This window comes from Thermomonas brevis (assembly GCF_014395425.1).
Taxonomy (GTDB): Bacteria; Pseudomonadota; Gammaproteobacteria; order Xanthomonadales; family Xanthomonadaceae; genus Thermomonas; species Thermomonas brevis.
Map to the genome: position 1 here is coordinate 1,555,217 of NZ_CP060711.1, position 24,496 is coordinate 1,579,712.

General features: G+C 68.8%; 18 protein-coding genes. 11 read left to right on the plus strand and 7 right to left on the minus strand.

All coding sequences use genetic code 11. The features are described 5' to 3' along the window. Positions 1 to 172 precede the first annotated feature (172 nt). The 3 genes from H9L17_RS07310 to H9L17_RS07320 are packed head-to-tail and all read left to right on the plus strand — an operon-like array spanning position 173 to position 3,753. The gene (locus tag H9L17_RS07310; protein WP_187571668.1) at positions 173 to 2,017 is read left to right on the plus strand and encodes an ABC transporter ATP-binding protein; all 1,845 of its coding nucleotides are present in this window, start codon (positions 173 to 175) and stop codon (positions 2,015 to 2,017) included. 54 nt (positions 2,018 to 2,071) lie between these two features. Continuing rightward, positions 2,072 to 2,353: a DUF2782 domain-containing protein gene (locus H9L17_RS07315; protein WP_187571669.1), complete on the plus strand. Its 282-nt coding sequence runs from the start codon at positions 2,072 to 2,074 to the stop codon at positions 2,351 to 2,353. A gap of 11 nt (positions 2,354 to 2,364) precedes the next feature. Beyond that, entirely contained in the window at positions 2,365 to 3,753 is a 1,389-nt protein-coding gene (locus H9L17_RS07320; protein WP_187571670.1) for a phospholipase D-like domain-containing protein, read from the plus strand. A 128-nt stretch (positions 3,754 to 3,881) separates the two neighbouring features. On the opposite strand, the gene uvrD is transcribed toward H9L17_RS07320, so the two are convergent. Together uvrD and H9L17_RS07330 are read right to left on the minus strand one after the other, a co-directional pair. Beyond that, complete coding sequence (gene uvrD, locus H9L17_RS07325) at positions 3,882 to 6,068, minus strand: DNA helicase II (RefSeq protein WP_187571671.1); 2,187 nt, start codon at positions 6,066 to 6,068, stop codon at positions 3,882 to 3,884. A 68-nt stretch (positions 6,069 to 6,136) separates the two neighbouring features. Further along, the gene (locus tag H9L17_RS07330) at positions 6,137 to 6,787 is read right to left on the minus strand and encodes a TIGR00645 family protein (RefSeq protein ID WP_425507410.1); all 651 of its coding nucleotides are present in this window, start codon (positions 6,785 to 6,787) and stop codon (positions 6,137 to 6,139) included. Positions 6,788 to 7,005: 218 nt separating this feature from the next. Here H9L17_RS07330 and H9L17_RS07335 point away from each other — a divergent pair, with 218 nt between their 5' ends. Continuing rightward, a complete protein-coding gene (locus H9L17_RS07335) occupies positions 7,006 to 8,454 on the plus strand; it encodes a sugar MFS transporter (RefSeq protein WP_187571672.1) in 1,449 nt (482 codons plus the stop codon). 27 nt (positions 8,455 to 8,481) lie between these two features. Here the strand turns inward: H9L17_RS07335 and H9L17_RS07340 are convergent, their stop codons facing one another. The 3 genes from H9L17_RS07340 to H9L17_RS07350 form a co-directional block, all read right to left on the minus strand. Beyond that, positions 8,482 to 9,510, minus strand: a complete 1,029-nt coding sequence (locus H9L17_RS07340) for a cupin-like domain-containing protein (protein WP_187571673.1) — start codon at positions 9,508 to 9,510, stop codon at positions 8,482 to 8,484. A 174-nt stretch (positions 9,511 to 9,684) separates the two neighbouring features. After that, entirely contained in the window at positions 9,685 to 12,672 is a 2,988-nt protein-coding gene (locus tag H9L17_RS07345) for a TonB-dependent receptor (protein WP_246455190.1), read from the minus strand. Between the two features lie 265 nt (positions 12,673 to 12,937). After that, positions 12,938 to 13,999 (minus strand): LacI family DNA-binding transcriptional regulator, encoded by a 1,062-nt coding sequence (locus tag H9L17_RS07350; RefSeq protein WP_187571674.1) that lies wholly within the window; start codon positions 13,997 to 13,999, stop codon positions 12,938 to 12,940. A 211-nt stretch (positions 14,000 to 14,210) separates the two neighbouring features. Between H9L17_RS07350 and H9L17_RS07355 the strand changes: the two genes are divergently transcribed. The 3 genes from H9L17_RS07355 to H9L17_RS07365 all read left to right on the plus strand — a co-directional run bounded on the left by H9L17_RS07355 (position 14,211) and on the right by H9L17_RS07365 (position 18,760). Continuing rightward, positions 14,211 to 16,790 (plus strand): glycoside hydrolase family 3 protein, encoded by a 2,580-nt coding sequence (locus H9L17_RS07355; protein WP_187571675.1) that lies wholly within the window; start codon positions 14,211 to 14,213, stop codon positions 16,788 to 16,790. 2 nt (positions 16,791 to 16,792) lie between these two features. After that, positions 16,793 to 17,818, plus strand: a complete 1,026-nt coding sequence (locus tag H9L17_RS07360) for a glycoside hydrolase family 16 protein (protein WP_187571676.1) — start codon at positions 16,793 to 16,795, stop codon at positions 17,816 to 17,818. A gap of 222 nt (positions 17,819 to 18,040) precedes the next feature. After that, the gene (locus H9L17_RS07365; RefSeq protein WP_187571677.1) at positions 18,041 to 18,760 is read left to right on the plus strand and encodes a glutathione binding-like protein; all 720 of its coding nucleotides are present in this window, start codon (positions 18,041 to 18,043) and stop codon (positions 18,758 to 18,760) included. 100 nt (positions 18,761 to 18,860) lie between these two features. Here the strand turns inward: H9L17_RS07365 and H9L17_RS07370 are convergent, their stop codons facing one another. Then, on the minus strand, positions 18,861 to 19,226 hold the full coding sequence (locus H9L17_RS07370) for a cupin domain-containing protein (protein ID WP_187571678.1): 366 nt from the start codon (positions 19,224 to 19,226) through the stop codon (positions 18,861 to 18,863). Continuing rightward, positions 19,226 to 21,559 (minus strand): S9 family peptidase, encoded by a 2,334-nt coding sequence (locus H9L17_RS07375; RefSeq protein WP_187571679.1) that lies wholly within the window; start codon positions 21,557 to 21,559, stop codon positions 19,226 to 19,228. The genes H9L17_RS07370 and H9L17_RS07375 overlap by 1 nt, the downstream gene beginning before the upstream one ends. Positions 21,560 to 21,689: 130 nt before the next feature. Between H9L17_RS07375 and H9L17_RS07380 the strand changes: the two genes are divergently transcribed. The 4 genes from H9L17_RS07380 to H9L17_RS07395 all read left to right on the plus strand — a co-directional run bounded on the left by H9L17_RS07380 (position 21,690) and on the right by H9L17_RS07395 (position 24,489). Then, on the plus strand, positions 21,690 to 22,685 hold the full coding sequence (locus tag H9L17_RS07380) for a chorismate transformation FkbO/Hyg5 family protein (protein ID WP_187571680.1): 996 nt from the start codon (positions 21,690 to 21,692) through the stop codon (positions 22,683 to 22,685). A 79-nt stretch (positions 22,686 to 22,764) separates the two neighbouring features. Further along, positions 22,765 to 23,013 (plus strand): hypothetical protein, encoded by a 249-nt coding sequence (locus H9L17_RS07385; protein WP_187571681.1) that lies wholly within the window; start codon positions 22,765 to 22,767, stop codon positions 23,011 to 23,013. A gap of 49 nt (positions 23,014 to 23,062) precedes the next feature. Beyond that, positions 23,063 to 24,067 carry a porphobilinogen synthase gene (gene hemB / locus H9L17_RS07390; protein WP_187571682.1) on the plus strand — a complete coding sequence of 335 codons (1,005 nt, stop codon included), beginning with the start codon at positions 23,063 to 23,065 and terminating at the stop codon, positions 24,065 to 24,067. Then, on the plus strand, positions 24,046 to 24,489 hold the full coding sequence (locus H9L17_RS07395) for a GNAT family N-acetyltransferase (RefSeq protein ID WP_187571683.1): 444 nt from the start codon (positions 24,046 to 24,048) through the stop codon (positions 24,487 to 24,489). The genes hemB and H9L17_RS07395 overlap by 22 nt, the downstream gene beginning before the upstream one ends. Positions 24,490 to 24,496: the final 7 nt, after the last annotated feature.

Sequence of the window (24,496 nt, forward strand, 5' to 3'; positions counted from 1 at the left end):
TGCCGTCATTCCCGCGAAGGCGGGAATCCAGTGACTTTTTTCAAGTCCACGGCAATCCGACCGGAGAACTAAAGACGCTGGATTCCCGCCTTCGCGGGAATGACGGGCGTGGAGCGGACAGGAATGATGAGCAAAAGCGGCACAATGCCCGCATCCCCCACGGAACGCCCGCATGCTGCGCTGGTTCGAAACCCGCCTAGATCCGTTCCCCGACGCGCCGCCGACGCAGCCGCCGGCAAGCCTGTACGCCTTCTGCCGCCACTTCACCCGCGGCGCGGAGCCGTGGCTGCTATTGATGGCGACCACCACCGCCGGCATCGCGCTGGCGGAAGTGGCGCTGTACGCCTACGTCGGCGCACTGGTGGACCGGATGACGGCGCTGGGCGTCGGCGGCTTCCTCGCGCAGGAAGGGGCGCGCCTGGCGTGGATGGCGGCACTCGTCCTGCTCGGCCTGCCGCTGCTGGTGTGGCTGAACTCGGCGGTGCAGCACCAGACGCTGCTGGGCAACTTCCCGATGCGGATCCGCTGGAACGTGCACCGCTACCTGCTGCGGCAGTCGATGGGTTATTTCCAGGACGAGTTCGCCGGCCGCATCGCCACCAAGCTGATGCAGACTTCGCTCGCGGTGCGCGAGACCGTGGTCAAGCTGTTCGATATCGGCAATTACGTGCTGGTGTATTTCGGCGGCACGCTGCTGGTGGCGGCCAGCGCGGACTGGCGGCTGATGCTGCCGTTCGCCGGCTGGCTGGTCTGCTACGGCGTGCTGATGCGCTGGTTCGTGCCGAAGATGGGCAAGGTGTCGCAGGACCAGGCCGACGCGCGTTCGACCATGACCGGTCGCATCGTGGACAGCTACACCAACATCGCCACGGTCAAGCTGTTCTCGCATTCGCAGCGCGAGCAGGCCTATGCGCGCGAAGCGATGGGCGGCTTCCTCGCCACCGTGTACCGGCAGATGCGGCTGGCGACCAACGTGTACAGCCTGCTGTACGCGCTGAACATGGCGCTACTGTTCGCGGTGGCCGCGCTCGGCATCCAGCTGTGGCTGCAGGGCGCGGTGAGCACCGGCGCGGTGGCGGTGGCTGCGGCGCTGGCGCTGCGCCTGCTGGGCATGTCGCACTGGATCATGTGGGAGTTGTCGGCGCTGTTCGAGAACATCGGCACGGTGCACGACGGGATCAGCTCGATCTCGCTGCCGCCCACGGTGGACGATGCGCCCGGCGCGCTGGCGCTGCCGCAGGTGCGCGGCGACATCCGCTTCGAGAACGTCGCCTTCCACTACGGCAAGGGCGGCGGGGTGATCGAGCATCTCGATCTGCACGTCGCGCCCGGCGAGAAGATCGGCGTGGTTGGCCGCAGCGGCGCGGGCAAGTCCACGCTGGTGAACCTGCTGCTGCGCTTCCACGACGTCGAAGCCGGCCGCATCACCGTGGACGGCATCGACGTGGCCGGCGTGCAGCAGGATTCGCTGCGCGCGCAAATCGGTGTGGTCACGCAGGACACCTCGCTGCTGCACCGCTCGGTGCGCGAGAACATCCTCTACGGCCGCCCCGACGCCAGCGAAGCCGAGATGCTGGACGCCGCGCGCCAGGCCAACGCCGACGGCTTCATCGCCGAACTGGTCGACGCCAAGGGCCAGCGCGGCTTCGACGCGCAGGTGGGCGAGCGCGGGGTGAAGCTGTCCGGCGGCCAGCGCCAACGCATCGCCATCGCCCGCGTGCTGCTGAAGAACGCGCCGATCCTGGTGCTGGACGAGGCGACCTCGGCGCTGGATTCGGAAGTGGAGGCGGTGATCCAGGAGAACCTGTACCGGCTGATGCAGGGCAAGACGGTGATTGCCATCGCGCATCGGCTGTCCACCATCGCGGCGATGGACCGGCTGGTGGTGATGGACGCCGGCCGCATCGTCGAAACCGGTACGCACGAGGAACTGCTGGCGAAGGGCGGTCTGTATGCGCAGCTGTGGAAGCGGCAGTCCGGCGGCTTCCTGGAGCTGGAGGCGGCGGCGGACGCCTGAGCCGGCCCGCCGCGCATCGCGCATACTGGCGGCATCCCTCCCGAGGCCGCCGCCATGCGCATCGCCCTTCCCCTCGCCCTCACCCTCGCGTTGGCCGCCTGCGCCACCGCCTCGCCGGAAGACATGCTGGCGAAGGACGCCGTGCCGGCCACGCGCACCGAAGCCAATGGCGACGTGGTCACCGAGTACCGCGTCGGCGAACGGCTGACGATGGTCAAGGTGGTGCCGCAGCGCGGCCCGGCGTATTACATCTACGACCGCAACGGCGACGGCGTGGTCAACGACGCCGACGCCAACGGCGGGCCGATGACCTACTACAAGCTGTTCAGCTGGTAAGCCGCGCGGGCATGCCGCTCGCGCTTCCGCCCGCCGTCGTCCATGCGCTGCCGCTGCTGCACGCGGCGGCGGTGGCGACCGGCCTGCTGCTGTACGTCGCGCTGACCCATTCCGGCCGCCAGCGGCGTTCGCCCGCGTCGGCGATGGCGTGGGTGATCGCGCTCATCGCCTTCCCCTACATGGCGCTGCCGGTCTACCTGCTGTTCGGCACCCGCAAGCTGGCGCACGCGCGCGCCGCCGACGATCCGCCGCCGTCCGCGCAGGGCGGCGATGCCGCATGGGCAGCGGCGCTGACGCGCGGGCTGGACCTGCCGCCCGCGCGCCGCTGCGCCTCGATCGTCCTCGACACCGAAGGCCCGCGCGCACTGCAGTCGTTGCTCGCGCTGCTGGACGGCGCGACCCGCAGCATCGACATCGAGATGTTCATCTTCCGCGACGACGTCGTCGGCCTGCCGGTGGCGGAGGCGCTGGCGCGCGCCCGCGCGCGCGGCGTGGCGGTGCGCGTGCTGCTGGACGGCGTCGGCGCGTTCGCGGGGCGTCGCCGGAGCCTGCGCATGCTGCGCGAGGCGGGCGCGGCGATCCGCTGGTTCTCGCCGCTGCGGCTGCGCCCGCAGTTCGCCCGCGACAACCTGCGCGACCACCGCAAGCTCGTCATCGTCGACGACCGCGCGCTGTGGAGCGGCGGCCGCAACCTCGCCCGCGAATACTTCCTCGATGCGCCGGATGCGCCGGCGTGGCACGACCTCAGCGTGGTCGTCGAAGGCGGGATAGTGATCGACGCCATCGCCGGCTTCGCCCGCGACTGGGCGATGGCCGGCGGCGAGCCCGCGCCCGCGCCGCCTGCCGCACCCGCTGCTGCCGACGGCCCGCTGGCGCAGCTGCTCCCCAGCGGCCCCGACCGCCGCGACGACACCGCCTACGATCTTTTCCTGAGCGCGATCCACCGCGCCGACGCGCGCGTGCTGCTGGCCACGCCCTACTTCGTCCCCGACGACGCCCTGCAACTGGCGCTGGTGCTGGCCGCACGGCGCGGCGTGCAGGTCGAACTGGTGTTGCCGGCGCAGTCCAACCACGCACTGGCCAACATCGCCCGCGAACGCAGCCTGCGCGAACTCGCCGCCGCCGGCGCGCGGATCCGCCTGCTGCCGCGGATGCTGCATGCCAAGGCGCTGGTGATCGACGCCGGCTTCGCCAGCTGCGGCTCGATCAACTTCGACGGCCGCAGCCTGTTCCTGAACTACGAACTCAATGTGCTGTTCCACGACGCCGCGCAGACCGACGCGCTGGCCGGGTGGTTCGCGATGCGGCGAGCCGAATCGTCGGTCTATTTAGCGCGCGCACCGGGATGGTGGCGCGACGTGGGCGAAGGGCTGGTACGGTCGGTGGGGTTCCAGCTGTAGTCCCGCACCACGCCTCGATCCGTCACTTCCGCGAAGGCCGGAGTGCAGCTTTTATCTTTGGATTCTTGTGACAAGCCGGCAACTCCAGAAGCCGGATGCCCGCCTTCGCTGGCAGACGAGCAAACAACTCACGCCGGCGTCAGATTCGCGTAGGCCATCACCAGCCACTTGCTGCCCACCTCATCGAAATTCACCTGCACGCGCGCGTGCGCGCCGCTGCCTTCCACGTCGGTGACGAAGCCGGTGCCGAACTTGGGGTGGCGGACGTTGGCGCCGAGGCGGATCGGCGGGGCTTCCAGCGGGGCGTGACCGAAGTCGCGGCGCGGCTGTTGGGCGAAGCCGCCGCGTGCGAAGGTGGCCTGCGGCTTCGGACGGATTTCGCGCAGTAGAGATTTCGGGATTTCACGCAGGAAGCGCGACGGCAGGCCGTACATGTCGCTACCGTGGATGCGGCGCGATTCGGCGTGGCACAGCACCAGCTGCTGGCGGGCTCGGGTGATGCCGACGTAGGCGAGGCGGCGCTCCTCGGCCATGCGGCCCGGCTCTTCCGCCGAGCGCATGTTGGGGAACAGCCCTTCTTCCAGACCAACGAGGAAGACCAGCGGGAACTCCAGTCCCTTGGCGCTGTGCAGGGTCATCAGCTGCACGCCGTCCTCGCCCGCCTGCGCCTGCCCCTCGCCGGCTTCTAGCGCGGCGTAGGCGAGGAAGGCGATCAGTTCCGGCATCGACGCGGCGTCTTCCTCGTCGCCGCGCACGAAGCGCGAGGCGACCGACACCAATTCGTCGAGGTTGTCGGTGCGCGAATCCTGTTGGCCGCGCGATTCGTTTTCGTAGTGCACGCGCAGGCCGGAGCGCGCCAGCGCGTGGTCGGTCTTTTCCGCCAACGGCATGCTGGCGGTTTCACCGGCCAGCGTGTCGATCAGTTGGAGGAAGCCAGCCACGGCGTTGCGCGCGCGCGCGGCCAGCGCCGAGTGTTCGCACAGCCGGCGCGAGGCGCGCCACAGCGATTCGCGGTGTTCGCGCGCGGTGCGGCGGATCTCGTCCAGCGTGCGGTCGCCGATGCCCCGCACGGGCGTGTTGACCGCGCGCTCGAACGCCGCGTCGTCGTCGCGGTTGGCGAGCAAGCGCAGGTAGGCCAGCGCGTCCTTGATTTCGGCGCGCTCGAAGAAGCGCATGCCGCCATAGACGCGGTACGGGATCTGCCGTTTCAGCAGTTCCTCTTCGAACGCGCGCGACTGCGCGTTGCTGCGGTAGAGGATCGCGGCGTCGCCGTGGCTGCCGCCGTCGCGCACCCACTGGGCGATGCGGTCCACCACGTAGGCGGCTTCGTCCATCTCGTTGTAGGCGGCGTACAGGTCGATGGTTTCGCCTTCGCCGGCGTCCGTCCACAAGCGCTTGCCGAGGCGGTCGTCGTTGTGGGCGATGACCGCGTTCGCCGCGTTGAGGATGTTGGCGCTGGAGCGGTAGTTCTGTTCGAGGCGGATGGTCTGCGCGCCGGGGAAGTCGCGCAGGAAGCGCTGCACGTTCTCCACCTTCGCGCCGCGCCAACCGTAGATGGCCTGGTCGTCGTCGCCAACCACGAACACTTGCCCGGAGTCGCCCGCGAGCAGGCGCACGAAGCCGTACTGGATTGCATTGGTGTCCTGAAACTCATCGACCAGAATCTGGCCGAAGCGGTGGCGATAGTGCGCCAGCAGCGCCGGGTTGTCGCGCAGCAGTTCGTGCGCGCGCAGCAGCAGTTCTGCGAAATCGACGAGGCCGGCGCGTTCGCAGCGCTCCTGATAGGCGGCGTAGGCGCGCAGCAGCGCGTCGTTCCACGGATCGTTCGCGGCGGGCTGGATATGCTGCGGGCGGCGGCCCTCGTCCTTCTGCGCGTTGATCCACCAGGCGATCTGGCGCGGCGGGAACTGGCCGTCGTCGAGTTCGAGCTGCTGCGCCACGCGCTTGACCAGCCGCAGCTGGTCGTCGCTGTCCAGCACCTGGAAGCCTTCCGGCAATTTCGCTTCCTGCCAGTGCAGGCGCAGCAGGCGATGGGCGATGCCGTGGAAGGTGCCGATCCACGCGCCGCGCGGTTCGCCGCCCAGCTGCGCGGCGATGCGCCAACGCATCTCGCCCGCCGCCTTGTTGGTGAAGGTGACGGCGAGAATGCCGTGCAGCGGCACGCCGAACACCTCGTGCAGCCAGGCGATGCGGTGGGTGAGGACGCGGGTCTTGCCGGAGCCCGCGCCGGCCAGCACGAGGTAGTGGCCGGGCGCGGCGGAAACGGCCTCGCGCTGGGCCGGGTTCAGCCCGTCGAGGAGGTGGGAGACATCCATCGCCGCATTTTAAGGCAATGCGGAACCGACTCCGTCATTCCCGCTTTCGCGGGAAGACGAGCGAGCGCTCAGTGCGCCGCGTGCTCGCGCTTGCCGGCGCTGGCGGTCATCACCTTGTCGGTCCAGGCGATGCCCAGCGCGGACAGGATGAACACGCAGTGGATGATGGTCTGCCACATCACGCCGGTGGAGGTGACCTTGGTGCAGGTCTTGGCGGCGGTGGTGGCGAGCGCCGCCGCGGCGGCCGCATCGACGCCGCCGCACAGCGGCAAGCCGCCCAGCGTTCCGGCTTCGATGAAGGTCTTGAGCAGGTGGATCGAGGAGATGCCGATGATCGCCATCGCCAGCTTGACCTTGAGCACGCTGGCGTTGACGTGGCTCAGCCATTCCGGCTGGTCGGGATGGTTCTCCAGCTGCATGCGCGAGACGAAAGTCTCGTAGCCGCCGACGATCACCATCATCAGCAGGTTGGAGATCATCACCACGTCGATCAGGCCCAGCACCAGCAGCATGATGTCCTGCTCGCTCAGGCTGACCGCGCCGTGGATCAGGTGCCACAGTTCCTTCAGGAACAGCACCACGTAGACGCCCTGGGCCACGATCAGGCCGAGGTAGAGCGGCAGCTGCAGCCAGCGCGAGGCGAAGATCAGCGTGGGCAGCGGGCGCAGGCGGGAATTGGGGTCGGGCGTCATCGGCGGGCGGTCGGCGGTCTGGGTCATGGATGCGCGAAGCGAGGTCGGGCGCCGCGCGGAATTGCTGCATTGCAGCGGCAAACCGCAGGCCCGTCAACCGCGCGCCGACTATTTCCCGAGGTTATTTGACAGCGTTGTCAAAGGCCCTGTACAAGCATCGCTGCGCCCGCGATCGGGCGCCCGGGGAACACGGCCGGCGTCCGCCGCCGTGGCGCACACGACAACATTCGACACGGCAGGAACCCATGGCCCACCAGCAAACACGTTGGTCGCAGTTCGGCGTCCTCATCACGGTGTTCTTCTTCTGGGGCTTCGTCGCCGCCAGCAACGACATCCTGATCCCGGTCTTCCAGAAGGCCTTCAATCTCAGCCACACCCAAAGCCAGCTGGTGTCATTCGCGTTCTACATTGCCTACACCGTCGGTTCGCTGATCTATTTCGGCGTGTCCAAATCGGTCGGCAGCGACCTGCTGAACCGGATCGGCTACAAGAACGGCATCTGCGTGGGCCTGCTGATCTCGGCACTGGGCACGCTGCTGTTCTATCCGGCGGCCAACAGCGGTTCGTTCGCGCTGATGCTCTCTGGCCTGTTCATCGTCGGCCTCGGCTTCTCGCTGCAGCAGATCGCCGCCAACCCGCTGGCGATCGTGATGGGCAACCCGGCCACCGGCGCGCAGCGGCTGACCATGGCCGGCGGCGTCAACAATTTCGGCACCACCATCGGCCCGCTGCTGGTCAGCGTGGCGATCTTCGGCAGCGTCGCCACCGGCAATACCGAGGCCAGCATCGAAAGCGTCAAGACGCCTTATCTGGTGCTGGGCGCGGCGTTCGTGCTGGTGGCGCTGTTCATCAAGTTCTCGTCGGTGCCCAATCACATCGACCTGGAGGAGGTGGCGCGCGACGAAGCCGAGGACAGCTCGAAGCTGGCGCACCGGCGCTCCGCCTTCGCATATCCGCAGCTGGTGCTGGGGATGATCGCGATCTTCCTGTACGTCGGCGTCGAAGTGTCCACCGGCGCGCACCTGCCGGCGTATATGCGCGAGAACCTCGGCGTGGAAACGGCCTCGGTTGCGCCCTATGTGTCGCTGTACTGGGCCAGCCTGATGATCGGCCGCTGGACGGGCGCGGCGGGTGCGTTCGAGATCGGCTCCGGCGCGAAGAAGATGCTGACGTTGATCTTGCCGTTCATCGCGTTCGGTGTCTTTCTCGCGGTGAACGCCATCCTTCGCCATGAAGTGGCGCAGTTCTACGGCTATGCGGGCGTGATCGTGCTGATGATCGCGGCCACCCTGCTCAGCCGCGGCAACCCGGCGCGGATGCTGCTGTACTTCGCGCTGTGCGGGATCGCCGCGCTGCTGATCGGCATGTTCAGCGACGGCAATGCCAGCGCCGTGGCCTTCATCAGTTCCGGCCTGTTCTGCAGCACGATGTGGCCGTGCATCTTCGCGCTGGCGATCGCCGGTCTGGGCCGCCACACCAATCAGGGCAGCAGCCTGCTGATCATGATGATCATGGGCGGCGCGCTGGTGCCTCTGCTGCAAGGCCTGCTGGCGGATGCGGTGGGCATCCACATGAGCTTCTGGGTCGGCGTGATCTGCTTCGCCTACCTCGCGTTCTACGCGCTGCGCGCTGCCGGCATCCTCAAGGCGCAGGGCATCGACCTGGACAAGCTGACGGCGGAAGGCGGGCACTAAGCGCCGGTGCGGACGGGCGCGGCGGCGTCAGCCCTGCGCCGCGTCCTGTTTCTGCAGGTTGCGCAGCAGGTGCGCTCGCAGATTCGCGGCCTTGTCGGCATCGAGCGCGCTCAGCACGTGGCGCGCGTGTTCGGGGATGTGGCCGGCGACCCGTTCGGCATCGAACTCGAACACATAGTGGCGGAAGGTTTCCTGCCAGGCCGCGCGCTGCTCCGGCGGCAGATCGCGCAGGCACAGGATGGCGAGCATCAGCGCGTTCACCGGTGCGTCCATGTACGCGGGCGCCGAGCGCCACCAGTAGTTGACCAGCACGTTGAACGGCTCCAGCGCCTCGATGTGGTGCCACCACATCGACGGGATGAACAGCGCGTCGCCCGATTCCAGTATCGCCGTCTGCGCATGCCGCATGGCTTCGGCGTAACGCGGGAAGCGTTCGAGGTCGGGTGCCAGCGGATCCACCAGGCTCACCGGCTGGCCGGCGGGCGTGACGTCCAGCGGACCGACGTAGAGGTTGGGCAGTTGCTCAGGCGGGAACAGCAGGAAACGGCGACGGCCGGCGGCGACGCAAGCCAGGTTGTCCGGCAGGTCCTGGTGCGCGGGAACGCGGCTGCGGTTGCCGATCCAGATGCTGGCCAGCGCGTCGCGCCCGCCGAGGTCGAGCGGATTGTCGGCGCACAGCCCCGGCAGGAAGGTCTCGCAGGTGGTCGCGCCGAGATATATGGTGGGCGCGTCGGCACGCACGCGGTCGCGCAACAGGGTGTTGAGCGCGGCCGTCAGCGCCACTGGCTCGCGGCGGAAATTGAAGCCGCGGAAGTCGTCGTCGTAGAAGAATCGCGCCTGCGGCGGCGCGACGGTGGCGATGGCCGGTAGCGCGTCGTTGGCGTAGCGCTTGAGATAGGCCACCGCCTGCTCGTCACCGCTGTGGCTGGCAGCCACCAGCGGCCACCCCGACACCAGTCCGCGGATCACCGCAGGCCGCGACGACGACAGCACCGCTTCCAGCGGCGTATGCGCTGGAACTTCATGGATGGGAGTGGGATCGATCTGCGGCAGCATGCGGCGTCCACGACCAGCGGGCCGGAGGTTCACGATACCCGAACCGGCGGATCGTCATGCGCGGACCGGATCACATCAGGCCGACGGAAACGCATCGCTCGCGTTCCATATGTGTTGGGCCGACCCGAAAAAAAGGGCGGCGGCAAAACGCCGCCGCCCTCCACTGGAGAAACATCAGAACTTGTAGCGCAGGCCCAGCATGTAACGCGGCCCGGTCTGCGTGGCAAGGAAGGTCTGCAGGTCGTTGCGTCCGTGCGTGCGCATGGTCGCGTCGGTCAGGTTGATCGCCTCGGCCATCAGGGTCAGGTGCTCGTTGAACTGGTAGCTGATATTGAGGTCGAGCTGGCCGTACGGATCGACGTAGATCGGGTTCGGCCGCCAGCTGTCCCAGGTGCTGGTCAGGAACTCGTCGCGCCAGTTGTAGGCCGCGCGGATCTGCCACGGCCCCTTGTCGTAGAAGCCAACCAGGTTCGCCGAATCGCTCAGGCCCACCAGCGGGAACTGCTCCTCGAGGTTGTAGTTGTCGTAAGTCAGGTCGGACTTGACGATGGTGTAGTTGGCGGACATGCCGAAGCCGCTGTCGCCGAACATGTGCTGCACGTTGAGCTCCCAGCCGCGCAGCATGTTCGAGTCCTTGTTGACCGGCACCGTGATGCGGAACACCGCCGACGGATCGCCCGGCTGGCCGGCGATGGTGCCGGTGGGATTGCCGGATTGGTCGAGGCCCGTCACCGTCACGCCAGGATCGTTCGCGTGGTTGGTGAAGATGTATTGGCGCACGCAGGCGCGGAAATCGGTGCCGGCCGGATCGCAGCCGTTGGCCACCGCCTCGTTGAAGTAGGCGCCGCCGACCGGCGTGTGCAGGTCGGGATGGGTCAGTTCGATGCTGGACGTGCCGATGTAGTTGTCGATGTTCTTGCGGAACCAGCCCACCGACACGTAGCTCGCCTCGCCGTAGTACCACTCCAGCGACAGGTCGAAGTTGCGGGCCTCCAGCGGCTTCAGGCCAGGATCGCCCTGGTTGCCGGTGCCGCCTTCGTAGGCAGCGAACGAGTCGATGGTCTGGCCGCCCTGGATGTAGTTCCACTGCGGGCGGCCGATGCTCTCGCCGTAGCTGGCACGCAACATCACCTGGTCGGAAATCTCCAGGCCCAAGTCGAGGCTCGGCAGCCAGTACTTGTAGCTTCCCTTCAGCTCCGTGAAGTCGGGCGCGCCGTACTGCACCGAGAACTCGTTGCTGCCCGTCCACACCAGCCCGGTGGCGATCGGCACCAGCGCGCGCGACACCACGTCGGTCTTCTCGTAGCGCAGGCCTACCGCGGTGTGCAACGGCATTTTCTCGCCCCAGACGTTGCTCCACTGCGCATAGGCGCTCTGCGAGGTTTCGGTGGCGCGGCGATCGGTGGTGAATCCGGTCGGCGACAGGTAGGGCACGGCGTCGCCGCCGCGCGCGGCGATGGCGGCATCGCGCACCTTGTCGAAATCGAACACGAAGAACTGCCCGAACAGCGAATCGCTGTTGGAGAAGCTGCTGAAGTAGCGGCTCATGTCGTCGGCGATCCACAGATCGTCCGCGTAGTCCGCGGCGCCGCCGGCGAAGCCGCCCCAATCGTCGCGCTGGACGAAATTGTAGGCGGTTCGGTTTTTCACGCGTGTATGCGAAACGCCGAAGTCGAGCTTGGAATAATTCTGGAAGACGAACTGGCCGCGCACCTGGCCCTGGTCCACGTTCGACTTCATGTAGCTGTTGCGGAACGAGGAACCGGTGACCATCATCGCGCTGGCCGGCACCTGGGTCATGCCGGCCGGCAGCTGCACGTTGAGGATCGGGAGGTCGCCGCTGTAATCCACGCTGGTCGTGCCGCGCACGAACGCCGCGGTGCCGATCACGTTATTGGAGCCGTACGGGCTGTCGGCGCCGGATTCGGCGCTGGAACTGTGGTAGTCGAACTCCAGGCTCAGCGCGTCGCTGGCCGCCCATTCCACGTTGAAGCCCAGCGACTTGTTCTCGTTCTTGGTCGCGAACAGCGCGCCGGCCATCGCCAGGTCGGCGCCGTTGGCGGCTTCGGTGTAGGTGATCGGCGCGGCGACCGGGCCGTCCGTCCACGAGGTCGCGGTGGCGAGCTGGTTGAACCAAGTGGACAGTTCGTGCCGGCGCTGCTGGATGCGGTTCTCGGAGAAGGTGTAGTCGAGCGTGGCGGTGATGCTGTCGGTCGCCTTGAACTGCAGCGTGGCCTGCGCGTTGGTGCGCTTGCGTTTCACCGCGTTCAGTGCATACAGCATGTTCTGCGGCAGCGAATAGACGTCGCCCGCGCCCGGCGGATTGGTCGCGTTGGCGGCGGGGCCGGGCTGGCTCAACGGCCCGCACCACTTCGGGCAGGCGTACCAGCCGCCGGCGGCGCCGGCTTCGTTGTAGCCGAGGTCGCGATCCTGGTAGCTGCCGGTCAGGGCGAAGCCGAAGCGGCCGTCGGCGAAGGTACGGCTGAAGATGCCGGAGTATTCGCCGGTCCACGAACTTCCCTTCATCACGTCCGGCAGGTTGCCCGCGGAGGTGTCGTGCACGGCCTTGACGCCGAAACTCGCCAGCGGCCCGCTTTCCAGCGGCCGGGTGGTCTTGATGTTGATGGTCGCGCCGATGCCGCCGGTGGGCGTGGCGGCGCGGCTGGTCTTGTAGACCTCGACGCCGGAAATCGCCTCGGACGCCAGGTTGGCAAAGTCGAACGCGCGCGAGTTGGAGGCATTGGTGGCCTCGATGCTGGAAGCGGGCATCTGCCGGCCGTTGAGCAGCACCAGGTTGAAGTCGGGGCCGACGCCGCGCACCGTCACCTTCGAGCCTTCGCCCATCGAGCGGTCGATCGACACGCCGGTGATGCGCTGCAGGGATTCGGCGAGGTTGGTGTCCGGAAACTTGCCGATGTCCTCGGCCACGATGCCGTCCACTACGCCCTGCGAGTCGCGCTTGAGGTTCATCGACGACTGCATGCTGCCGCGGATGCCTTTCACCACCACGGTGTCCAGGTCCTTGGCTTCCTTGTCGTCCGCCTGGGCGGAGTTCGACGACTGTGCCTGTGCGGCTTCCTGCGCCAATGCGGGCGCACCCAGCGCGAACAGCATGGCGGTGGCGAGCAGGCGCTTTCTGGGTGCTGCGTGACGGTGCTTCATGGTCTTCTCCCCTCCAGGATTCGCATGAACGGATTGATGAGTGCCGGGGAAGCGGCGGGTACCGAGCGCCACCTCCCCGGTGTCGCGCCGGCATTAGGAAGGCAATATGACAGCGTTGTCAAATTGCGGCGCAGCAGAGAACGCAAATGGCGCCGCAATGCGGAATCCGGAGAAATTCTTGCTGCGCTGCAAAAGGGAAAGCAGGCCGATGAAGGGCGACTTCCCTGTCCCCATCGACATAGTGAGGTGCAGAAAACGCCGCTTCCTATGCGCCGACCGGCCCCGTCGAACGCCGCAATTGCAGCGTGTACGGCACGTCCACGATCCCGCCCGCCCCCAGCTCGCGGATGTCCTTGAGCAGCTCCGCCGCCGCCAGCCGGCCCATGTCGCGGGTGGACTGGCGGATGGTGGTCAGCGCGGGGTGGATCTGGCGCGCGATCGGCGTGTCGTCGAAGCCGCAGACCGACACGTCGCGCGGCACCGACAGCCCGCGCTCGCCGATGGCGCAGATCGCGCCGGCGGCCATGTCGTCGTTGGCGGCGAAGATCGCGGTCGGCGGGCGCTCCAGATCGAGCAGGCGGTGGGTGGCGGCGACGCCGGATTCGTAGGAGAACTCGCCTTCCACCACCAGCGCCGGGTCGTAGCGCAGGCCGGCGCGGCGCAGGCCCTCGCGGTAGCCGGCCAGCCGCCAGCCGCTGGCTCCGTGCGCGGCGTGGCCCATGACGTGGCCGATCCGCTGGTGCCCCAATGCGGCCAGGTGCGCCATCAGCTCGCAGACCGCGCCGTATTCGTCCACCACCACGCCGACGTGGCGGTTCTGCTCCTTGGCGGAGATGCTGGCGTAGGGAATGCCGAGCTCCTCCAGGCGGCGCAGCAGGGCCACGTGGTCGGTGATCGGCGGGGTCAGCACCACGCCGTCCAGCTGCGACTGCAGCACCAGCGCCTCGACCTTCTCGACCAGGTCGTCGGCGCCGTAGCTCAGCGGCGCCAGCATCAGGTTGTAGTGCTGCGCCTGGCAGGCGTCCAGCACGCCCATCTCGATTTCCATCAGGTAGTTGGCGGACGGGTTGTCGAACAGCAGCGCCACCAGGTACGAGCGCCGCCCGGCCAACACCCGCGCCGAGGGCAGCGGGCGGTAGCGCAGCGTCTCCACCGCCGCCTCGACCCGCTGGCGGGTGCGCTCGGACACGTTCGGCTCGTTGTTGAGCACGCGCGAGACGGTCTTCATCGACACGCCCGCGCGCTCGGCCACGTCCTCGATGCGCACGCGGCCGGCCTTGGGCCTGCCGACGGCGTCGTCGCTTCCTTCGCGCTTCCTGTTGCCCATAACCTTCCGATTCGACTTCCGGTTCCGACCGCCGGCCCCTGCGCCGGCTGCATGCGGGCGCTGCCGCCACCTTACCCGCCGCGGCATGCCGCTATGCAACAAGCCATCGCGGGCCGCAGCCGCTATTCTGCGGCCACGTGACAACGCTGTCATGGCGCCCTGCACCAAATCTTCCGTCGCCGCCCATCGAACCCTCAGGAGCCCGCCGTCCATGAAGCTTCGCCTCTCCGCCTCTTCCCTGTCCACGCGCCGCCGGCCGCTGCGCATCGGCGCGCTGGCCGCCGCCGTGGCCGTCTGCACCTGTTCGCTGCACGCCGCGCAGGCGCCGGCCGCATCTGCCGGCCCGGTGACGATCCATCCCGCCGAATGGCCGCAGCCGGCGTGGCCGCTGCCCGCCGATCCGGCGCTGGAGCGGCGCATCGACGCGCTGATGGCGACGATGACGGTGGAGGAGAAAGTCGGCCAGATCATCCAGGGCGACATCGATTCGATCACCCCGAACGACCTGCGCAAGTACCGGCTGGGTTCGATCCTGGCCGGCGGCGGCTCCGACCCCGGCAAGCGCTACAACGCCCCGGCGAAGGACTGGCTGGCGCTGGCCGACGCGTTCTGGGAAGCGTCGATGGACACGGCCGGCGGCGGCCATGCCATTCCGGTCATCTGGGGCATCGACGCCGTGCACGGCCAGAGCAACATCGTCGGCGCGACGCTGTTCCCGCACAACATCGGGCTGGGCGCGACCCGCGACCCGGAGCTGATCCGCGAGATCGGCCGCATCACCGCCGCCGAGACGCGCGTCACCGGCATGGAATGGACGTTCGCGCCGACCGTGGCGGTGCCGCAGGACGATCGCTGGGGCCGCAGCTACGAAGGCTATTCGGAAAGCCCCGAGGTGGTGGCGCAGTTCGCGCCGGCGATGGTGGAAGGCCTGCAGGGCAAGGCCGGCGCCGCCGACTTCCTCGACGACGCCCACGTGATGACCACGGTCAAGCACTTCCTCGGCGACGGCGGCACCACCAACGGCAAGGACCAGGGCGACACCCTCGTGAGCGAAGCGACGCTGCGCGACGTGCACGCCGCCGGCTACGTGCCGGCGATCGCGGCCGGCGCGCAATCGGTGATGGCCTCGTTCAACAGCTTCCACGGCGAGAAGATGCACGGCAACAAGGCGCTGCTCACCGGCGTGCTGAAGGACCGCATGCATTTCGGCGGCTTCGTGGTCGGCGACTGGAACGGCCACGGGCAGGTGAAGGGCTGCAGCAATACCGACTGCGCGCAGACCTTCGACGCCGGCCTCGACATGGCGATGGCGCCCGACAGCTGGAAGGGCCTGTACGAAACGACGCTGGCGCACGTGAAGGCCGGCACGCTGCCGATGGCGCGCCTCGACGACGCGGTGCGCCGCATCCTGCGCGCGAAGTTCCGGATGGGCCTGTTCGAGAAGCCGAAGCCCTCGCAGCGCGCGCTGGGCGGCAGGTTCGAACTGCTGGGCTCGCCCGAACACCGCGCCGTCGCGCGCCGCGCGGTGCGCGAATCGCTGGTGCTGCTGAAGAACGCAGGCCACCTGCTGCCGCTCGCGCCGAAACAGCGCGTGCTGCTGGCCGGCGGCGGCGCCGACAACCTGACCCAGCAGACCGGCGGCTGGACGCTGACCTGGCAGGGCGACGGCACCAAACGCGCGGATTTCCCGAACGCCGATTCGATCTGGGACGGCTTCCGCCAGCAGGTCGAAGCGGCCGGCGGCAAGGCCGAACTGGCGGCGGACGGCAAGTACAGGGCGAAGCCCGACGTCGCCGTCGTGGTGTTCGGCGAGGAGCCTTACGCCGAATTCCAAGGCGACCTGCCCAACCTGATGTTCAAGGCCGGCAAGTCCGGCGACCTCGAACTGCTCAAGCGGCTCAAGGCCGACGGCATCCCGGTGGTGGCGGTGTTCCTGAGCGGTCGTCCGCTGTGGATGAACCGCGAGCTCAACGCCGCCGACGCCTTCGTCGCCGCGTGGCTGCCGGGCTCGGAAGGGGCCGGCATCGCCGACGTGCTGCTGCGCAAGCCCGACGGCGGCGTGCAATTCGATTTCCACGGCAAGCTGTCGTTCTCCTGGCCGAAGCGCGCCGACCAGTACGCCAACAACGTCGGCCAGCAAGGCTACGACCCGCTGTTCCCGTTTGGCTACGGCCTGACCTATGCCGACAAGCCCGCGTGGACGCCGCTGCCGGAAGACTCCGGCATCGACCCGGACGCCGTGCGCACCAACCTGTGGTTCGACCGCGGCAGCGCCACCACCGGCCTCACCCTGCGGCTGGTCGGCGCCGATGGCGACGCCATGGACGTGGTGCATCCCAACGCCGCCACCGGCGACGGCTCGGTGGCGATGACCGCGATCAACACCGAGGTGCAGGACGGCGCGCGGCGGTTCGCGTTCCGGGGCGACGGCGCCGTCGAACTGCGCTCGAACACGCCCGTCGATCTGGTGCGCGAAACCAACGGCGACGTGTTCGTGGTCGCCACCGTGCGCGTGGACGCGCTGCCCGTCGGCGCGAAGGCGTCGATCGGCGCCGGCTGCGGCGAAAGCTGCAAGGGCGACGTGCCGGTCGGCGACGCGCTGGCGAAGCTGCCGAAGGGCGAATGGACGCGGCTGGGCGTGCAGCTGAAATGCCTGCGCGTGGCCGGCGCCGACACCGGCAGGCTGGACATGCCGTTCACCCTGCACGGCAGCGACGGGGTCCAGCTGGCGCTGGCGAAGGTGACCGCCAGCACCGACTACGACCGCAAGGTCGATTGCCCCGTCCGCTGAGCATGCACGCGCTCGCGCTCGCCGCAGCCCTGCTCGCACCCGGCGGTGGCGCCGCCGCCGGGTCGGGCGCGGGCTGGACGCTGGTCTGGCAGGACGAATTCGACGGCGAGGCCATCGACCTGTCGAAGTGGGACCTGGAGGAAAACTGCTGGGGCGGCGGCAACCACGAGTCGCAGTGCTACACCCGCCGCCGCGACCGCCATCCGCGCGCCAACGCCTTCCTCGCGGACGGCCTGCTGCACATCGTGGCGCGCCGGGAGCGCTACACTGCGTCGGCAGCGCCGGACGGCGGCGGCAAGGCGATGGCCACCCTGCCCTACACCTCGGCGCGGCTGCGCACCCGGCACCGGCAGGAATGGACGTTCGGCCGCTTCGAGATCCGCGCGCGGCTGCCGCGCGGGCAGGGCAGCTGGCCGGCGATCTGGATGCTGCCCACCGGCTCGCCCTACGGCGCGTGGGCATCGTCGGGCGAAATCGACATCATGGAGGCGGTGAACCTGGGCGCGCCCTCGGACGAACCCGGCGTCGCGCCCGGCACGCCGGAGACGCGCGTGCACGGCACCCTGCACTACGGCCGCACGCCGCCCGGCAACGTGCACACGGGCACCTGGCACCGGCTGCCCGACGGCGCCAATCCCGCCGACGATTTCCACGTCTATGCGCTGGAATGGGAAGCCGGCGAGATCCGCTGGTATGTCGACGGCGTGCACTACGCGACCCAGCGCGCGGACGGCTGGTGGTCGCAGCTGCGCAAGGACGGCCGGTGGAGCGATCCGCCGGCCGGCGCGCCGTTCGATGCGGCGTCGAAGTACCACCTGCTGCTCAACCTCGCGGTCGGCGGCGACTGGGCCGGCAAGGTCAACGCAACCGGCATCGACGAGGCCGCGTTCCCGCAGGCGATGCTGGTGGACTACGTGCGCGTGTACCGCTGCGGCGCGGGCAGGCCCGACGGCAGCGGCTGCGCGACCGTCGGCGCGGACGCGAAACTGGTGGCGCCGGAACCCGCGCAGCGCCGGCCGCTGCCGTAGCGAGCCCGCCCTTGCCCGTCATTCCCGCGAAGGCGGGCCGCTTTTGACAGACGAACGTCTGTCCCATCCAGCCTTTGCTCTTGCCATTTGTTCGAACTGGCAACGTCAAGAGCTGGATTCTCGCCTTCGCGGGAATGACCAATCGGTAATCGCAACGCGATGTTGCCTCCAACGCAACGCTGCCGGCGCTAGAGTGGCGCTCCCACGCACGGAGCATCCGCGATGATCGACCTGTACTACTGGCCCACGCCGAACGGCCACAAGGTGACGTTGTTCCTGGAGGAAGCCGGGCTGGACTACGCGATCAAGCCGGTGGACATCGGCAAGGGCGCGCAGTTCGAACCGGACTACCTGGCGATCTCGCCGAACAACAAGATGCCGGCGATCGTCGACCGCGCCCCGGCCGACGGCGGCGCGCCGATCCCGATGTTCGAGTCCGGCGCGATCCTGCTCTACCTCGCCAACAAGACCGGCCGCTTCCTCGGCATCCCCGAGGGCGCGGATGCGCCGACCGCGCTGCGCCAGCGCATCGCCGTGAACGAATGGCTGTTCTGGCAGATGGCCGGGCTCGGCCCGATGACCGGGCAGTACGGCCACTTCCACGTGTATGCGCCGGAGGACATCGCCTACGCGAAGGAGCGCTACCGCAAGGAAACCGAGCGCCTGCTCGGCGTGCTCGACAAGCGGCTGGAAGGCCGCGCCTTCATCGCCGGCGGCGACTACAGCATCGCCGACATGGCCGCGTATCCGTGGATCAATCCGTACACGAAGGCGCCGCTGGACATCACCCGCTTCCCCAACGTCGAGCGCTGGCATTCCGACATCGCCGCGCGCCCGGCCACGCAGCGCGCCTACGCGCTGTCGAAGCAGGTCAACCCGGACGCGGGCAAGCCGCTGAGCGACGAGGAAAAGAAGATCCTGTTCGGACAGGGCGCGCGCTGAGGCCGGAGACGGCGACGGCGCCCTGCGGCGCCGTCGCTGCATGCCATCGAGGATCAGGCCATCCAGCCACGTCCCGAAGGGACGCATGCCGAACGCCTCGCTACACCCACACGTCGTTGCGCGCGGTATAGGCGCCGCCCGCATCGCCCGTGTTGACCACGCCGCGCGGCTCGACCAGCAGCACGCAGCATTCCTGCGGCGCCACCGGGCGGTGTTCGACGCCTTTCGGCACGACGTACATCTCGCCGGCGGCGAGCGGCACCGTTCCGTCCCGGAACTCGAGCGCCATCGCGCCGGAAAGGACGATGAAGACCTCGTCGGTCTCCGCGTGCGAATGCCAGACGAACTCGCCCTGGAACTTGGCCAGCTTGAACTGGTAGTCGTTCATCTCCGCGATGACGCGGGGCGACCAGTGCTCCGAGAACCGGACCAGCTTGGCCTCGAAGTTGATCGCCCCGTCGCGCATCACATGCCCGCCGGCTTCAGCTCGAACTGCGTCGGCGGCTCCACGCCGAGCAGGTTCTTCACGAAGTAGTCCCAGCGCCGGCGCATCACGTAGTAGCTGTCCGCGCCGAAGCCGTGGCGGGCGTGCGGCAGCAGCAGCAGGTCGAAGTCCTTGTTGGCCTTCATCAGCGCATCGACCACCTGCAGGGTGGACTGCGGCGGCACGTTGTCGTCCATCAGGCCGTGCAAGAGGAACAGCTTGCCCTTCAGGTTCTTCGCCTTGGGCGCGTTGTCCTGACCGGTGTAGTTGGTGGTGCCGTCGGTTTTCTTCTCCAGCAGGCCGTGGTAGCGCTCGGCCCAGTCGTCCTCGTAGGTGAGGTTGTCGTGGTTGCCGGATTCGGCGATGCCGACCTTGTACACGTCCGGGTAGCCGAACATCGCCGCCACGGTGGCGTTGCCGCCGCCGGAATGGCCCCACATGCCGGTGCGGGTGGCGTCGATCCACGGGTACTTCGCGGCCAGCTGCTTCAGCGCGGCCACCTGGTCCGGCAGGGTGTTGTCGACCATGTTGCCGTACCACGCGTCCTGGAAGGACTTGCTGCGCAGCGGCGTGCCCATGCCGTCCACGGCGATGACGATGAAGCCCAGCTCCGCCAGCGCCTGGTGGTCGCCGTGCGCGGCCATGAAGCTGCGGCTGCGCACCGAACCGACCTGCGGACCGGGGTAGATGTAGGTGACGATCGGGTACTTCTTCGACGCATCGAAGTTCGACGGCTTGAACATCTGGCCGTACAGGTCGGTCTTGCCGTCGCGCGCCTTGACCGTGAACGACTCCGGCGCGACCCAGCCCGCCGCCTTCAGGCGCGACAGATCGGCGCGGGCCAGTTCGGCGACCTGCTTGCCGTCGCCGTCGCGCACCACCGCCACCGGCGCGGTGTCGATGGTCGAATAGACATCGACGAAATGCTTGCCGTCGTCCGCCAGGGTGACCGCGTGGTTGGCGTTCTCCGGCGTCAGCAGCTGCACGTCGCCGCCATCCATGCCGACCTTGTAGAGGTACACGAAGTAGGGATCGCGCCCCGCCTCATGGCCGACGCCGCGAATCCACAGCGTCCGGCTGGCCGGATCGAGCCGCACGATCTGGGTGACGTTCCAGTCGCCGCTGGTGATCTGGCGCTTTTCCTTGCCGGTGGCGAGGTCGTGCAGGTACAGGTGGCCCCAGTCGGACTTCTGGCTGAACCACAGGAACTCGTTGCTCTCCGGCAGATAGCGCCAGTTCACCGAATCCAGCGCGGGCGCGCTCTGGTACTGCGTCGCCACGGTTTCCTTGTACACGTCGCGCACCTTGCCGGTGGCGGCGTCGGCCACGCGCAGCTGCGCCGACTTGTGGCCGCGGTCGGTGCTGACGAAGGCCAGCGTCTTGCCGTCCTTCGCCCACTGCACGTCTTCCCAGCCGTCGTTGCAGACCACGTCGTCCGCGCAGGTGGAGCGGTGCTGGTCCGGCGGCATCTGCAGGCGCACGACCTGCGGCTTGGCGCCGGACAGGTCGATCACCACGCGCTCGATCATGGTCACGTCCGCGTCGCCCGCGAACGGATACTTCCACTGCTCGACCTTGGGCGCGCCGACGCCGGTGCCCACCAGCGTCATCGTGCTGGTCTTGCGCTGGTCCTGCTGGAAGGTGGCGAGCTTGCTGCCGTCCGGCGACCACACCACGACGGCGTTGTCGGTGTGCTTCCAGCCGGCGTTGTCGGTGGCGTAGCCGTAGTCCGCCTTGCCGTCGAAGGTGAGCTGGGTTTCCTTGCCGCTGGCGACGTCGCGCAGCCACAGGTTCCAGTCGCGCACGAAGGCTTCGCGGCTGCCGTCGGGCGAAGCCGCGCCCGGCTCGCTGCCGGACTTCGCCTTGGCCTGCGCCACCGCCGTGCAGGCGGTCACTTCGCAGCGGAACGCGTTGCCGCCGAACAGGCTGGTCAGCGTCAGCGAGCCGTCGGCGTTGCGCTTCACCGTCATCGGCGGCAGCTTGTCCGCCTGCACCGGCCGGCCCTTGCCGCCGGCGGCCGCGTTCATCGCGTCGGCCAGCGCCTTGGCGTCGAAGGCCGGCGCGGTCTTGCCGGTGGCCGGATCGAAGCGCAGCGCGCGGGTCTTGCCCTCGGCCTGCTCGCGGTACACCAGGCTGCCGTCGTCCAGCCAGCTCGCGCCGCTCACCATGTGATCGACCAGCGGCCCGGTGCGATCGCCCAGCATCTTCGCCGCGCGCTCGTAGTCCGCCGCCGTCACCGTCTGCGCCATTGCCGTGCCCGCGCCGCCCATCAGCAGCGCGCCCAGCAGCCAGACCGCATTCGAATGTCCTGCCATCGCATCCCCGTGAAGTCCTCGCGCCCGTGCGCAGTCCTCCGATCCTAGCGCGCCGGCGCATCCGGCACCCGTGCCGTTGGTGGGGTCGGCACGGGGTGCGGCGGGCCGGCGCGGTATCATCCGCGCCCTGATGTCCCTGCTTCCCTTCGCACCCCCCGCCCGCGCCGCCGCGCTGCGCGTCGCCTACGCCGATGCGCCGCTGGCCGAGGCGCTGGCCGACCCGCGGCTGCTGGCCGCATTCGGCTTCGGCGCCGACGCGCCCGCCGCCCATGCCGATCCGCGCTACCTGCGCGTGGCGCTGCCGGCGTTCGGCCGCGCGCCGCTGGAATGCTGGCGGGTCGACGGCGAAGTGGCGCACGGCCGCGACGGCGACATCGCCTGGAGCGCGGGCGACGGACTGCAGTTCGGCGCGCTGGAAATCGCCGACGACGGCGACATCGAAACCGCCGCCGACATCGGCTACGCGCGCCTGCAGCGCTGGCTCGCGGAGAGCGACCATCCGCATCCGCTGCGGATCTGGAACTACCTCGACGCGATCACCGAGGGCGAGGACGACGCCGAGCGCTACCGCCGCTTCTGCGTGGGCCGCGCGCGCGGCATCGGCCGCGAACTGGCGCCGGGCGAACTGCCGGCCGCTACCGCCATCGGCCATCCCGCCCGCACCGGCCGCTTCCAACTGTACTGGCTGTCCGCGCGCAGCGCCGGCACGCCGCTGGAGAACCCGCGCCAGGTGCAGGCCTGGCGCTACCCGCGCCAGTACGGCCCGCAGCCGCCCGGCTTCGCCCGCGCATTGCTGCCGGCTTCCGGCGCGATGCCGCTGCTGCTGTCCGGCACCGCCGCGGTGGTCGGCCACGCCTCGCAGCACGGCGACTCGCTGGAAGCGCAGCTGGACGAAGTGCTGGCCAATCTCGGTAGCCTGATCGAAACGGCGCGCGCGCAGCGGCCCGGCCTGCCGGCGCAGCCCGGTGCGGCATCGCAATTGAAGGTCTACGTGCGCGACGCCGGCGCGCTGGCGCGGGTCGATGCGCTGATGCAGGCGCGCCTGCCCGGCGTGCCGCGGATCGTGCTGCACGGCCACGTCTGCCGGCGCGAGCTGCTGGTGGAGATCGACGGCACCCACGGCTAGGCTGGCCACGCCGGCGCTTGCATTGCCCGCCGGCATCCTGCATATCGTCCCCATCGTTCACTCACGGGGGCAACCGCGCATGGGCATCATCAGTCTGATCTGGGGCATCTTCGCCCTGCTGTGGATGTTGCTGGCCTTCATCCCGCTGCTGGGCTGGGGCAACTGGTTCATGATCCCGTTCGCGACGGTGGGCGCGATCATCGCCGCCATCGGCCTGGCGATGACCTCTCCGGAAAAGCGCGGCCGCGCCAAGGCCGGCCTGATCCTGAACCTGGTCGCGATCGCGGTCGGCGCGTTCCGCCTCGTACTGGGCGGCGGGCTGGTCTGACTTGACCTGACGCAAAGCCGCGACGGGGCACGGGCGTAAACTTGCCGCCATGAACACCCCCGCAAACCGATTCCCCGTCCGCCCGCGGCGCATGCGCCGCGACGAGTTCTCGCGCCGGCTGATGCGCGAGCACGTGCTCACTGCCAACGACCTGATCTACCCGGTCTTCGTCCACGAGGAGAAAGGCCGCGCGCCGGTCGGCTCGATGCCGGGCGTGGAGCGGTTGTCCATCGACGAACTGCTGAAGGTCGGCGAGCAGGCGCTGGAACTCGGCGTGCCGGTGCTCGACCTGTTCGGCGTGCCGAACCCGGACGCCAAGACCGCCGACGGCCGCATCGCCTGGGACGAGGACGGCATCGTCCCGCGCGCGATTCGTGCATTGAAAGCGCGTTTCCCCGAACTCGGGGTGATGAGCGACCAGGCGCTCGATCCGTACACCACCCACGGCCAGGACGGCCTGATCGACGACACCGGCTACATCCTCAACGACGAGACCATTGAAGCGCTGATCAGGCAATCGCTGGCGCACGCAGCGGCCGGCGTCGACATCCTCTCGCCCAGCGACATGATGGACGGCCGCATCGGCGCGATCCGCAACGCGCTGGAAGCCGCCGGCCACATCCACACCCGCATCATGGCCTACAGCGCCAAGTACGCCAGCGCCTTCTACGGCCCGTTCCGCAGCGCGGTGGGCAGCGCCGGCAACCTCGGCAAGGGCAACAAGTACACCTACCAGATGGATCCGGCGAATTCGGACGAGGCGCTGCACGAAGTCGGCCTCGACCTCGCCGAAGGCGCCGACATGGTGATGGTCAAGCCGGGCCTGCCCTACCTCGACGTGCTGTATCGGGTGAAACAGCAGTTCAAGCGCCCGACCTATGCGTACCAGGTCAGCGGCGAGTACGCGATGATCAAGGCCGCCGCCGCCAACGGCTGGATCGACGAGAAGATGGTGGCGATGGAAGCGCTGACCGCGTTCAAGCGCGCCGGCGCCGACGGCGTGCTGACCTATTACGCGCTGGATGCGGCGCGTTGGATGCGCGAGACGAAGTGATCCGCGACGCCAACCTCGCCGATGCCGCCGAAATCGCGCGCCTGTCCGCGCAGCTCGGCTACGTGGCGGACGCGCCGGTCTTCGAAGATCGCCTGCAACGGATCGCGGCGATGCCCACCCATGCCGTGCTGGTCTGCGAAGGCGAGGCCGGCGGGCTAGTGGGCTTCATCGGCGCCGAACATCGGCTGATGATCGAAAGCGGCGACCGCGCGGAAATCGTGGCGCTGGTGGTCGATGCCGACATACGACGCGGTGGTACGGGCCGCAGGCTGGTCGCCGCCGCCGAGGACTGGGCGCGGGCGCGCGGCATCGACCGCGTGCTGGTGCGCTCCAACGTCGCGCGCGGCGAAGCGCACGATTTCTACCCGGCGCTGGGCTACGCGCACGCCAAGACCCAGCACGTCTACCTCAAGCGGATCTGACAGGGAA

Excerpts from the sequence above, each read along its gene's own strand:
- H9L17_RS07315 (WP_187571669.1), top strand. The coding sequence starts at position 2,072 with ATGCGCATCGCCCTTCCCCTCGCCCTCACCCTCGCGTTGGCCGCCTGC.
- H9L17_RS07385 (WP_187571681.1), top strand. The coding sequence starts at position 22,765 with ATGGGCATCATCAGTCTGATCTGGGGCATCTTCGCCCTGCTGTGGATG.
- H9L17_RS07360 (WP_187571676.1), top strand. The coding sequence starts at position 16,793 with ATGCACGCGCTCGCGCTCGCCGCAGCCCTGCTCGCACCCGGCGGTGGC.
- uvrD (WP_187571671.1), bottom strand. The coding sequence starts at position 6,068 with ATGGATGTCTCCCACCTCCTCGACGGGCTGAACCCGGCCCAGCGCGAG.
- H9L17_RS07370 (WP_187571678.1), bottom strand. The coding sequence starts at position 19,226 with ATGCGCGACGGGGCGATCAACTTCGAGGCCAAGCTGGTCCGGTTCTCG.
- H9L17_RS07310 (WP_187571668.1), top strand. The coding sequence starts at position 173 with ATGCTGCGCTGGTTCGAAACCCGCCTAGATCCGTTCCCCGACGCGCCG.
- H9L17_RS07380 (WP_187571680.1), top strand. The coding sequence starts at position 21,690 with ATGTCCCTGCTTCCCTTCGCACCCCCCGCCCGCGCCGCCGCGCTGCGC.
- H9L17_RS07355 (WP_187571675.1), top strand. The coding sequence starts at position 14,211 with ATGAAGCTTCGCCTCTCCGCCTCTTCCCTGTCCACGCGCCGCCGGCCG.
- H9L17_RS07340 (WP_187571673.1), bottom strand. The coding sequence starts at position 9,510 with ATGCTGCCGCAGATCGATCCCACTCCCATCCATGAAGTTCCAGCGCAT.
- H9L17_RS07375 (WP_187571679.1), bottom strand. The coding sequence starts at position 21,559 with ATGGCAGGACATTCGAATGCGGTCTGGCTGCTGGGCGCGCTGCTGATG.
- H9L17_RS07350 (WP_187571674.1), bottom strand. The coding sequence starts at position 13,999 with ATGGGCAACAGGAAGCGCGAAGGAAGCGACGACGCCGTCGGCAGGCCC.
- H9L17_RS07345 (WP_246455190.1), bottom strand. The coding sequence starts at position 12,672 with ATGAAGCACCGTCACGCAGCACCCAGAAAGCGCCTGCTCGCCACCGCC.
- H9L17_RS07320 (WP_187571670.1), top strand. The coding sequence starts at position 2,365 with ATGCCGCTCGCGCTTCCGCCCGCCGTCGTCCATGCGCTGCCGCTGCTG.
- H9L17_RS07365 (WP_187571677.1), top strand. The coding sequence starts at position 18,041 with ATGATCGACCTGTACTACTGGCCCACGCCGAACGGCCACAAGGTGACG.
- H9L17_RS07335 (WP_187571672.1), top strand. The coding sequence starts at position 7,006 with ATGGCCCACCAGCAAACACGTTGGTCGCAGTTCGGCGTCCTCATCACG.
- hemB (WP_187571682.1), top strand. The coding sequence starts at position 23,063 with ATGAACACCCCCGCAAACCGATTCCCCGTCCGCCCGCGGCGCATGCGC.
- H9L17_RS07330 (WP_425507410.1), bottom strand. The coding sequence starts at position 6,787 with ATGACCCAGACCGCCGACCGCCCGCCGATGACGCCCGACCCCAATTCC.